Below are 11,457 nucleotides of genomic sequence, written 5' to 3'. Positions count from 1 at the left end.
TTACTAATTTATCTCGAATCCAAGTCTTCAAGATTATGCCTCTTATATGTAATAACAATACAAACTTTAGTGAGATTCTTCAACGTTACTAATGAAGCTTTGGATATATTCATATGCTATTTTTTTATCTAACTAACATATGCCCGTCCTCCTTGCATATGTTAGTACAAAGAGTAATGAATGGAGGATCTTCCCTTGAGATTGAAGTGGCTTATGATCATTCTATTATGTTTGGTAATCGTACATACCCCGATTGTGAGTTCTGCAAGTCCTGGTGTGTCAGCAAGAAATGCTGTGCTGATGGAGCAATCTACTGGACGAGTATTGTTTGAAAAACAGGCGCATAACAAAGAGAAAATAGCGAGTATAACCAAGATTATGACTGCAATTGTAGCAATAGAATCCGGGATGCTAGAAGATACTGTGAAAGTGTCTAGACGTGCAGTTTATGAGGAAGGTTCATCCATATATTTAGAACAAGGCGAGGAAATGAAGCTGAAAGACTTAGTATATGGACTCATGCTACGTTCGGGTAATGATGCTGCTACAGCTATTGCGGAACATGTAGGTGGTAGTTTAGAAGGTTTCGTTTTTTTGATGAACCAAAAAGCAGATTGGATAGGCATGGATAATTCTCATTTTGCAAACCCTCATGGTCTAGATGCAGAAGACCATTATTCAACGGCGTATGATATGGCACTTCTGACCCGATATGCTATGAATAATGAGATTTTCAGAAAGGTTTCAAGCACAACAACGTATAAAGCAGAATCTAGGACGTATGCATGGGGCAACAAAAATAAAATGTTAACAAAATATTATGATCATAGTACGGGTGGGAAAACAGGATATACAAAGTCAGCAGGAAGAACGCTAGTAAGTACAGCGGAGAAAGATGGTATGGAATTAATCATGGTAACGCTTAACGCACCTGATGACTGGAACGATCACCGAAATATGTTTGAATGGGGATATGAAACCTACGATCTTCGGGAGATTCAAGATAAAGGCGAATTACAACTAGAAGAACAACCTAATGAGGGAGCTTTAGGTTACTTGTGGGAACCTGTAATTGTTCCTCTTACGAAAGAAGAAGCAAATCAAATTGAACAGATAACGTACACATTAAAACCTAACCTTCTAGAATCAGTAAACACAGTATTAGGCAAGGCAGTATATGAATTAAATGGTGAAAAAATCGCAGACGTACCATTGATGGCTGAGCCAGCAAAAGTACCATCGTTTTGGAAGGAAACAGTGGAAGTATTTAAACGAATGATAGGAGTACAATAAATGGTTAACATCATTTGGGTGATGATGGCTGTGATTGGAATTCTATACGCTATGTTTAATGGAACTATGGGAGATGTAAATAAGGCTTTATTTGAGAGTGCGGATGACGCTGTTATGCTGTCCATAAGCTTGATTAGTGTCTTAGTCTTTTGGATTGGATTAATGAAGATTGCAGAAGCATCAGGCCTTCTGGAAGGAATGGCGAAGTTGTTCCGACCTATTATCACAAGACTATTTCCTGATATTCCTCCAAATCATCCTGCTATGGGCTATATTCTATCGAATGTATCAGCCAATATGTTTGGGCTTGGAAATGCAGCCACTCCTATGGGGATTAAGGCGATGCAGGAAATGAAAAAGCTTAATCCTTCAGAAGAGGCAAGCCGTTCAATGATTACATTTCTAGCAATCAATACATCGAGTGTTACCTTAATACCCACTACAGTTATCGCTATACGGATGAAGTACGAATCGGTAGCTCCAACTGAAATTGTTGCGACCACCATAATAGCAACGTTAATCTCTACGCTTGGTGCTGTATTAGTGGATAGATTTTTTTATTCTTTACGATCGAGGAGGATGCAGTAATGGGCGTAATCACAACTGTAAGCACATGGATGATTCCTTGTATAATATTGCTAGTTTTGCTTGTAGGCACATGGAAAAGGGTTCCAACATATGAGACGTTTGTGGAAGGGGGAAAAGAAGGGGTGAAGATGGCCTTTTCTCTTCTTCCTTTTTTGTTAGGGATGATGGTTGCTATAGCTATTTTTAGAGCTTCAGGTGCAATGGAAGCGTTTGTGTCGCTATTAAGTCCTTTTCTGGGATTAATAGGTGTTCCATCTGAAATTGTTCCACTAGCATTAGTTCGACCTATATCCGGAACAGCTGCTCTTGGGATGACAACAGAACTAATTGGTACCCATGGACCTGATTCATTTATAGGTAGGCTTGCTTCCACGATGCAAGGTAGCACAGATACTACTTTGTATATCATTACAGTGTATTTTGGAGCGGTAGGAATTAAAAGAATGGGAGATGCTCTAAAAGTTGGACTTATTGCTGATTTTATTGGTATAATTGCGTCAATAATAGTAGTGACGATTGTTTTTGGTAGCTAAAAGCGTTACCATATTTATGTTAACGAGTTTACTTTCTTTTTCGTTATTACCTAATTTAAAGAAGATAATATACAACTATGTCTCTAACTACACATAAAGGTTTAGGGTTTAGATTCTTCTATTAAGTTTGAGGTATTTATAAAAGGAAAAAGCATGCACACCTAGACCCCCTGTCTGCGCCTAAAGGCTTGCCATTCGGCAAGTTTTCTTTACACTTTCAGAGATTTTATTTCAGAGATTTTAAAATTATTTAAAGGGCGAAAGTATAAGTGCAACAAAGCCTCTGTCTACGCCTAAAGGCTTGCCATTCGGCAAGTTTTCTTTATTGTCTTATGAAATTTCAGACCAATAATTGCATTATATAGATGAGGAAAAAGATGAACGAGAAGGAGATTAATATGACACATAATCAAGAGAGATTACAAAAGGTAATAGCGAATAGTGGTGTAACATCTAGAAGAAAAGCAGAGCAACTTATTACAGAAGGTAAAGTAAATGTAAATGGGAAGGTTGTTAAAGAGCTAGGAACAAAAGTAACCCCTAATGATGATATTGAAGTGAATGGAGTTCCTATTGAAAAGGAAGCTCCTGAGTATTATCTATTATATAAACCACGCGGTGTAATATCCAGTGTGAGTGATGATAAAGGAAGAAAAGTAGTTACAGATTATGTACCTGAAACAGATAAGCGTATTTACCCTATTGGAAGATTAGACTATGACACTTCTGGGTTAATTTTGCTAACGAATGATGGCAGTTTTGCTCAAGAACTTATGCATCCTAAGCATCAAATTGACAAAGTGTATGTTGCTAAGGTCAAAGGAATACCTTCAAAAGAAGAGTTAGCTTCCTTAACAAAGGGAGTCCAAATAGATGGGGAGTATTTAAAAGCTGTTCATCAACGCGTGATTTCAACAGATCGTAAGAAGAATACAGCTATTATTCAACTTACGTTACATGAAGGTAAGAACCGTCAAATTCGTCGTATGTTCGAAGCATTAGGCTACCCAATTGATAAATTAAAAAGAGAGAGATATGCATTTTTAACAACACAAGGACTACAACCAGGAGACTGTAGAGAATTGACTCCTCATGAAGTTAAGAAGCTAAGAAAAGCTGCTGACGAAAATGTTAACTAAATTTTCACAGGTTATTTGCTTCATAAGTGGTATAATGTGCGAGGGGAGTGAGTAGCATGGCAAACAAAACAAACAAAAAGAAGAAAAGACTTATATTTAGAAGCGTGATGCTTACTGTTATGCTTGCTGCAGTAGCCTTTGCCTTATACTCTAATTTTACAGAAGATAAAAAAGATATATTGCAAGTTGGTGATGAAGCACCGAATTTCAAGCTTAAAACCATTAATGTAGAAGACAAAGAAGCATTAACATTAGATCATTTTGAAGGAAAAGGTGTCATGCTTAATTTCTGGGCAGACTATTGCCCACCTTGCAAAGAGGAAATGCCTTACATGCAGCAACTATACCCTGAGTATAAAAAGAAAGGTGTAGAAATCTTAGCAGTAAACTTAGACCAAGGTGAATTGGTAGTAGAGAACTTCATCGATACTCATGACCTTACGTTCCCGATTGTTCAAGACAAAAGCGGACAGGTCATGGAGTTGTATGATGTAGGGTCTCTTCCTGCAACATATTTTATTGGTCCAGACGGTGAAATAGAACATAAAGTAATCGGAGCATTGACGTTAGATAAGATTGAGGGGTATTTACAGGAGATTACACCTGAATCATAAGCATTCACCAGATTGAGAGGTTTTGGTATGAAAAACATTACGTGTGAATGCGGGCATGTGAACCCTGAAGGGACCGTTCTTTGTGAAGCATGTGGGAAGCCTATAGAAGGAAACCAACATATAAATGGAAATCAACCAAACAAATTACTTAATATGCGCTATGATGGTAGTGCAAGACGTTCGCAAACGTATAATAAAACATTTGTCGATAAGATATGGAATTTCTTTTCCTCAGTTAAAGTAGGAGTTTGGCTTATTGCATTAACATTAATTGCTTCAGCTATTGGAACGATATTCCCACAAGAAGCAAATAATCAGTCACCATTGCCTGCAAATCAATATTATGAACAAAATTATGGGATAGCTGGGAAAATCTATTACCAGTTAGGATTCCATGATCTATATGGATCCTGGTGGTATATGCTTCTTGTAGCTTCCATTGGAATATCACTTGTCATTGCGAGTCTCGATCGATTTGTTCCTTTATATCGAGCGTTGAAGAAGCAAAAGCCTAAACGGCATGAAACGTTTCTTACAAAACAACGTTTATTTGGACAAGCTGATCAAGCAACAGAGGAAGATAAAGAAGCTCTAGTTCAAGGGTTAAAGAAACAGAGATATAAAGTATATGAGCAAGATGGGCATATTCTTGCAGAAAAAGGCCGCTTTGCTCGATGGGGACCCTACGTAAATCATATAGGCTTAATCATCTTTCTTATAGGTACCCTATTACGTTTTGTACCTGCAATGTACATTGATGAGAGCATGTGGGTGCGTGAAGGAGAAACCAAACAGATACCCGGTACAGATCGGCAGTACTATATAAAAAATGAAGATTTTTTTGTAGAAACGTATGATAAAGATGATCCGCGTTATCAAGAAGCCATTGAAGAACAAGGTGGTACAGTCGTCAAGAACTATCAAACCAATGCGGTACTTTATGAACGGACAGATGAGGCGCTTCCAGGATCTGAACCTGAATTGAAGAAGATAAAAGAAGGTGCTATCCAGGTAAACCGCCCAATAAAGGTAGATCAATTTGCTCTGTACCAAACTACTTATCAATTAGATGAATTTAAGACTATGACTTTTAAGATACACGAGAAAAGTGATGAAGACGAGAAAGAACTAGATACATTCACAGTCGATTTAGTAGACCCGAAACCGGAGTATAATCTAGAGAACGGTATTCGTATAACAGTCGATAATTACTTCCCAGAGTTTGAAATGCAAAATGGTGAACCTACGTCTGTATCAAAATACCCTAAAAATCCTGCTTTTGTGTTTAATATATTCACTCCAGATAATCCAGACAAACCTGAAGTTAGCTTCGTTGGTATAGGTGCTAACCTGGATCCAAGTGGAGAAAATCAATACAAAGTAGGACTAAAAGATTTTGAAACGAGAGATGTAACCGGTCTGACAATTACTAAGGATTTAACGTTACCTATTTTAGGTCTCGGAGGCCTCATTTTTATGATAGGGGTTATCCAGGGAATGTACTGGAACCATAGACGAATATGGATTCACCCTCGTGAGGAAGGTGTATGGATAGCCGGTCATACCAATAAAAATTGGTTCGGTATTAAACGTGATCTTGAAAAAATAGTAGAGGGAACGAATGTACCGATGGTTACCGATCAAAATGAATTGAAAGAGTAACCTCCCTATTTAACTAGATGTGAAATAGTAGGGAGGTTAAGGAGGGGAAAAGATGGAATTAAGTACTATAAGTAGTAATTTATTATATGGTGCCTTTATCTTATATTTAATTGCTACGTTCTTTTTCGGAGGTACTATCCGTACTAAAGGAAAGGAGAAAGCTAGTACACGAACGGGAAATATTGCGATTACGATTACAATCATAGGCTTCCTATCGCAAGTTGGTTACTTTATTACGAGATGGATTGCTAGTCACCATGCTCCAGTAAGTAATCTATTCGAATTTACAACTTTCTTTGGCATGATGCTTGTCTTAGCGTTCATTGTTATTTATTTTATTTACCGTTTAAATTTACTAGGTTTATTCACTCTACCAGTTGCTTTATTAGTTATTGCTTATGCGAGCATGTTTCCGCGAGAAATATCTCCATTAATACCAGCGCTAAAGACACATTGGCTATACATTCACGTTACGACAGCTGCTTTGGGTGAGGCTATTTTAGCTGTAAGCTTTGCTGCAGGTTTAATTTACTTAATTAAGTCGGTAGATCAATCCAAGCTCAATAAGAAAACGTTTTGGTTAGAGTTTATAATTTATGCCCTTTATGCAACAATAGGTTTTATCGTAATTACATCTGTTTTCAGAGGCATCGGATATGATTCAACCTTTCAGATACCTTCAGAGATGGAAAATGCTGAACCAACAAAGGTCGAATTTACGTTGCCAGCAATTACTGGACCCCACAATGGCGAATTAATAACAAATGGCGCAATGCAGCCAATTTTTAATGTGCCAGAATGGATGTCAGGCGATAAAGCTGCAAGTAAGTTAAATACATTTATTTGGTCATTATTAACAGGCCTCGTTCTATATGGATTAACTTTATTGATTTTACGAAAACGGGTGGCTGCTGCCATACAACCGTATTTAACGAAAGTGAATCCTGATTTAGTAGATGAAGTTTCATATAGAGCAGTAGCAATAGGATTCCCTGTGTTTACTCTTGGAGCTCTCATTTTTGCTATGATTTGGGCACAACAAGCATGGAATAGGTTTTGGGGCTGGGACCCGAAAGAGGTTTGGGCTCTTGTTACATGGTTATTTTATGCAGTGTTTTTACACCTTAGACTATCGCAGGGCTGGCAAGGAGAACGTTCAGCATGGTTGGCTGTAATTGGCTTTGCTATTATCATGTTTAACCTTATTGCTGTGAACTTAGTCATTGCCGGTCTGCATTCTTATGCATAATGATTGATAGAAAAAAGGCTACGGATCAATAGATTTGTGGCCTTTCTTTTACACAATTAGATAGACCTAATCACTATCATTAATAAAAGATATCTCTCAAGGAGGCATTATTGATGGAACAAGAACAAGGTGGAAAAATTTTAGTAGTGGATGACGAGGACCGTATTCGTCGATTAATTCGAATGTACTTAGAACGAGAAAATTTTGAAGTCACTGAAGCAGAAGATGGAGATGAAGCTCTTCAATATGCTTTAGATGATGATTTTGATGTTATCTTACTTGACTTAATGATGCCAGGGAAAGATGGAATAGAAGTATGTAGAGAACTAAGAGAGAAAAAAGCAACCCCTGTTATTATGCTTACCGCTAAAGGAGAAGAGGCTAATCGAGTTCAAGGTTTTGAAGTAGGAACAGATGATTATATCGTCAAACCGTTTAGTCCTAGAGAGGTAGTTCTTCGTGTTAAAGCGTTATTGCGTAGGTCGTCCTCTACAAAATTCTTGCAAACAGACACAAAAACAAAGGATATCTTAGCATTTGATCATTTAACGATCGAAAACGACGCCCATCGAGTTAAGGCTGATGGGAAGGACGTTAGTCTTACCCCTAAAGAGTATGAACTGCTATTATTTTTAGCTAAATCTCCTGACAAAGTATTCGACAGAGAAGAGTTATTGAAGGAAGTTTGGCAATATGAATTCTTCGGAGACTTACGAACAGTAGATACGCATGTAAAACGCTTACGAGAAAAGTTAAGTAAGGTTTCAAAGGAAGCAGCTAAAATGATTGTAACGGTTTGGGGTGTAGGATATAAATTTGAGGTCGTTGGTGAGTAATGTTTTGGCGAAGTGTCGTTGGTAAACTTTGGTTTACCATATTACTTCTCGTATCCTTTGTATTATTTATTTTAACTGTTCTATTACTAGAATTCTTTGAAAGTTATCATGTGTTTCAAGCTGAGCAACGTCTGATGCAAAACGCAAAAAAAGTATCCTCTATTGTAGAGGAATATGAAGATGATCGTGAACTTACCTTATCTATCGTAGAAAAAATTGTAGATCCCTCCAGTAGAATAGTTATCGCATTTGATGAACAAGATTATTGGATTTCACAAAGCAAAGACGAATCAGTACCTATAATTAGTATGGATTGGATTTTAGAAAATGAAGATCTGACTAGTGTATTAAGGGAACAAACTAGTGTTATGCAGGAGAATATATTACCAAACTCTAACACGAATGTCATGATTGTTGGGTATCCACTAACCAATGATGAAGGGGCCGTTTTTGTATATCAATCGTTGAAGTTTGTTGAAAAGACTACATCTGAAACTACAAAAATTATTTTGTTAGGAGCGGGAATTGCCATTATCCTAACAACCATATTCGCTTTCTTCCTTTCCACCAGAATTACTTCTCCACTTATTAAAATGAGGGAGGGAGCATTTGAGCTTGCAAGAGGGGAGTTTAACACGAAGATCCCGATTTTAACTCATGACGAAATTGGTGAACTGGCCATAGCTTTTAATCGGATGGGGCGACAGCTTAAGTATCATATAAATGCTCTCAATCAAGAAAAAGAACAGTTATCCGGTATATTAAGATCCATGGCCGATGGGGTTATTACTTTAAATCGCAAAGGTCATATGCTCGTGACAAATCCTCCTGCAGATCAATTTATGGAAGCATGGTTTTTTGAAAATAAAGATAAACAATACCAAGAACAAGATATGCTTCCCGAAGAACTACAAAACATTTTGCAAGAGGTTATTTCCTTAGAAAAAGAAATTATGACGGAATTTACAGTACAAGGGAGAAGTTGGGTTGTGATTATGACCCCTCTTTATGATAAATCGTATGTAAGAGGTGCTGTAGCTGTTATCCGTGATATGACGGAAGAACGTAGGTTAGACAAACTGCGAAAAGACTTTATAGCAAATGTCTCTCATGAGCTTCGTACACCTATCTCCATGCTGCAAGGATATAGCGAAGCCATTGTAGATGATGTTGCAGAAACGAAAGAAGATAAAAATGAATTAGCACAGATTATTTATGATGAATCGCTTCGCATGGGCAGGCTGGTAAATGAATTGCTTGATTTAGCTCGAATGGAAGCTGGCCATATTCAATTGAACATTGAGCAAGTTGAAGTAAAACCATTTGTTGAGCGTATTATAAAAAAATTTCAAGCGATGGCTCATGAACAAGAAGTGGAAATTGTATTAAATATGGATGAAAAGTTGGACGACGAATATATTGATGTAGATCCTGATCGAATGGAGCAAGTGATGACGAACTTGCTAGATAACGCAATTCGACATACGAACATAAACAGTCAGGTTGAAGTGAGTGTATCTGTAATAAATGATCACCTTCAACTATCTGTTACAGATCATGGTGCTGGTATACCTGATGAGGACTTACCGTTTGTATTCGAGCGATTTTACAAAGGTGACAAATCACGTAAACGTACAAAAGGAAAAGCTGGTACGGGTCTTGGTCTATCTATCGCGAAAAATATCGTAGAAGCACATAATGGCACAATATCTGTCCATAGTATGCTTAATGAAGGAACAACTTTCCTCATAAAAATTGCGCGAAAACAAGAATAGAGCAAGGTTTTGCCGAACAATCTTGTTTCGTATGAAACAAGATAAGAAAAACCACCTTCCTTTTTGATGGAAGGTATGCTACGATATATTCTAACAACACCATAATATGGATTGGGTGCTCACACTGTGAGCTGAAAAGGGAATCTGGTTTAATTCCAGAACTGTCCTCGCAACTGTAAGTGTGTACGAAAAGGGAATCCACTGTATGTAATCATATGGGAAGGCCCCTTAGTAGGAAGATACACAAGTCAGTAGACCTGCCTAATTCAAGTGTTTCAAAGCTTCGAGGATTGAGCGTTTGAGATGACCAGATGGAACATGACGATTCATGCTATATCAGTCGTACTCAAAAAGCTTTCCTAGTTGAAGGAAAGCTTTTTTTTGTATTATTTTTTTGTATATTAATAGAGGCAATTACAAAAGTGTTCGCTTGTGTTTATGTTAATGCGCTTTTGTTCTTGTCCTAGCATGGATGGTTAATGAAGTTTTGGCTTATCTTGAAATCAATCCCCACCATCAAGGATGGACATATACTTACAAAAGGGGAGAGTAAAAATGGTTAAGTTTATTCGTATGTGGATGGTATCTATTTTAGTGGTATTTGGATTAGCAGCATGTGGGCAGGCTGAAGGTGGTAACAGTACTTCTGAAACAACATCCAATGAGGAGACTCAACAAGAGGCTCAAGAAAAAGTAAAGGTTACCATTTCCAAGAATAATGGTGAAGAAACAATAGAAGAAAAAGAACTCTCCATTGAAGAAGGTCAAACGGTTTTTGAAGTGATGGATGAAAACTTTGAGCTAGAAACGGATAATAGTGGTGGTTTTATTACAGCTGTTGAAGGTGTGAAGGCCAAGGAAGAAGATAAAATGGCTTGGTTTTATACTGTAAATGGTAAAGAAGCTGAAGTAGGTGCTAAAGAATATGAATTAAAACCAGGGGACACTATTACGTTTGATATGCATAGCTGGGAGTAAGTAAATGAATATTCGAAAGCTTACACTAATAGCTTTATTAGCTGCATTAGGGACAGTCGGTCGTTATGCCTTTTCCTATATTCCCAATGTCCAGCCTGTTACAGCACTAATTATTATATGTGGTATTTGGCTAGGTCCAGTAGCAGGAGTGACGCTTGCAGTATTATCAACTATACTTTCAAATATGTTACTTGGAATGGGCGTATGGACACTCAGCCAGATTATTGCTTGGGCTATCATTGGACTCGTAAGTGGTCTGTTAGGTAAATATAGGGGTGAATTGCCTGTATGGTTTATCGCAATCTTTAGTGGGCTTGCAGGTTACTTCTATGGCATTGTCATTTCACTTGCGTACGGTACCATCGGTGATCATTTTTGGCTTTATTATCTAAGGGGAGTTCCATTTGACACAAATCATGCTATTGGAAATGTAGCATTTATTGTTATTTTATATCCTGTACTTTCTAGGTTATTTCAACGTTTCGGGAATGATATGAAGCAATCATCATTCTCTATGAATAACATTAAGGATCGCTACAAGAAAAGTAATGTCTCTTAACTAGTTTCTTTACTAGGTATCCTAGCACTGTTTTTACGTGCTAGGATTTTTTATATCTTAGGCTCTGTTAAAGTTTGGTTGGTGTTGATTTTGGAATCAACTAATCAAAATAGCCTTATTCCAGATGAGAAGCATAATCTGGAAGACTTGGATTGGTTAAGGGGATGGTCCGATCCTTAATGAGGGTTAGGGATGGGTGGGAAACGGCTCGCGTCCTGCGGGCGAGCTGGC

Annotated in this window: 11 protein-coding genes and 1 riboswitch; all 11 genes read left to right on the top strand. The window is 37.6% G+C overall.

Annotated features, from left to right (window positions below):
• Positions 1-195 precede the first annotated feature (195 nt).
• The 11 genes from N782_RS19550 to N782_RS19500 all read left to right on the top strand — a co-directional run bounded on the left by N782_RS19550 (position 196) and on the right by N782_RS19500 (position 11,226).
• On the top strand, positions 196-1,293 hold the full coding sequence (locus N782_RS19550; protein WP_084103170.1) for a D-alanyl-D-alanine carboxypeptidase family protein: 1,098 nt from the start codon (positions 196-198) through the stop codon (positions 1,291-1,293).
• Positions 1,294-1,881 carry a nucleoside recognition domain-containing protein gene (locus N782_RS19545; protein WP_036824412.1) on the top strand — a complete coding sequence of 196 codons (588 nt, stop codon included), beginning with the start codon at positions 1,294-1,296 and terminating at the stop codon, positions 1,879-1,881. It abuts the gene before it with no gap.
• On the top strand, positions 1,881-2,414 hold the full coding sequence (locus tag N782_RS19540) for a spore maturation protein (protein WP_036824409.1): 534 nt from the start codon (positions 1,881-1,883) through the stop codon (positions 2,412-2,414). The genes N782_RS19545 and N782_RS19540 overlap by 1 nt, the downstream gene beginning before the upstream one ends.
• Before the next feature lie 398 nt (positions 2,415-2,812).
• Positions 2,813-3,553 (top strand): pseudouridine synthase, encoded by a 741-nt coding sequence (locus tag N782_RS19535; protein WP_036824406.1) that lies wholly within the window; start codon positions 2,813-2,815, stop codon positions 3,551-3,553.
• A gap of 56 nt (positions 3,554-3,609) precedes the next feature.
• On the top strand, positions 3,610-4,167 hold the full coding sequence (resA, locus tag N782_RS19530; protein WP_036824402.1) for a thiol-disulfide oxidoreductase ResA: 558 nt from the start codon (positions 3,610-3,612) through the stop codon (positions 4,165-4,167).
• A gap of 27 nt (positions 4,168-4,194) precedes the next feature.
• Entirely contained in the window at positions 4,195-5,829 is a 1,635-nt protein-coding gene (gene resB, locus N782_RS19525) for a cytochrome c biogenesis protein ResB (protein WP_036824399.1), read from the top strand.
• Positions 5,830-5,881: 52 nt separating this feature from the next.
• Complete coding sequence (gene ccsB / locus N782_RS19520; RefSeq protein WP_036824396.1) at positions 5,882-7,078, top strand: c-type cytochrome biogenesis protein CcsB; 1,197 nt, start codon at positions 5,882-5,884, stop codon at positions 7,076-7,078.
• Positions 7,079-7,191: 113 nt separating this feature from the next.
• Entirely contained in the window at positions 7,192-7,914 is a 723-nt protein-coding gene (locus N782_RS19515) for a response regulator transcription factor (protein ID WP_036824393.1), read from the top strand.
• Complete coding sequence (locus tag N782_RS19510) at positions 7,914-9,689, top strand: ATP-binding protein (RefSeq protein ID WP_036824391.1); 1,776 nt, start codon at positions 7,914-7,916, stop codon at positions 9,687-9,689. The genes N782_RS19515 and N782_RS19510 overlap by 1 nt, the downstream gene beginning before the upstream one ends.
• Positions 9,690-9,785: 96 nt before the next feature.
• Positions 9,786-9,968, top strand: a riboswitch (cobalamin riboswitch).
• Between the two features lie 276 nt (positions 9,969-10,244).
• Entirely contained in the window at positions 10,245-10,667 is a 423-nt protein-coding gene (locus N782_RS19505; protein ID WP_036824389.1) for a DUF4430 domain-containing protein, read from the top strand.
• Positions 10,668-10,671: 4 nt separating this feature from the next.
• Positions 10,672-11,226: an ECF transporter S component gene (locus N782_RS19500; protein ID WP_036824387.1), complete on the top strand. Its 555-nt coding sequence runs from the start codon at positions 10,672-10,674 to the stop codon at positions 11,224-11,226.
• Positions 11,227-11,457 lie beyond the last annotated feature (231 nt).

The sequence above is a fragment of the Pontibacillus yanchengensis Y32 genome, assembly GCF_000770635.1.
In the GTDB taxonomy this organism is placed as follows: domain Bacteria; phylum Bacillota; class Bacilli; order Bacillales; family BH030062; genus Pontibacillus; species Pontibacillus yanchengensis.
Note: the sequence above shows the minus strand (reverse complement) of the source record. Positions and strands in the feature narration are given on the sequence as shown.

Coding starts and splice junctions, on each gene's coding strand:
- N782_RS19545 (WP_036824412.1), top strand. CDS start 1,294: ATGGTTAACATCATTTGGGTGATGATGGCTGTGATTGGAATTCTATAC.
- N782_RS19540 (WP_036824409.1), top strand. CDS start 1,881: ATGGGCGTAATCACAACTGTAAGCACATGGATGATTCCTTGTATAATA.
- N782_RS19535 (WP_036824406.1), top strand. CDS start 2,813: ATGACACATAATCAAGAGAGATTACAAAAGGTAATAGCGAATAGTGGT.
- resA (WP_036824402.1), top strand. CDS start 3,610: ATGGCAAACAAAACAAACAAAAAGAAGAAAAGACTTATATTTAGAAGC.
- resB (WP_036824399.1), top strand. CDS start 4,195: ATGAAAAACATTACGTGTGAATGCGGGCATGTGAACCCTGAAGGGACC.
- ccsB (WP_036824396.1), top strand. CDS start 5,882: ATGGAATTAAGTACTATAAGTAGTAATTTATTATATGGTGCCTTTATC.
- N782_RS19515 (WP_036824393.1), top strand. CDS start 7,192: ATGGAACAAGAACAAGGTGGAAAAATTTTAGTAGTGGATGACGAGGAC.
- N782_RS19510 (WP_036824391.1), top strand. CDS start 7,914: ATGTTTTGGCGAAGTGTCGTTGGTAAACTTTGGTTTACCATATTACTT.
- N782_RS19505 (WP_036824389.1), top strand. CDS start 10,245: ATGGTTAAGTTTATTCGTATGTGGATGGTATCTATTTTAGTGGTATTT.
- N782_RS19500 (WP_036824387.1), top strand. CDS start 10,672: ATGAATATTCGAAAGCTTACACTAATAGCTTTATTAGCTGCATTAGGG.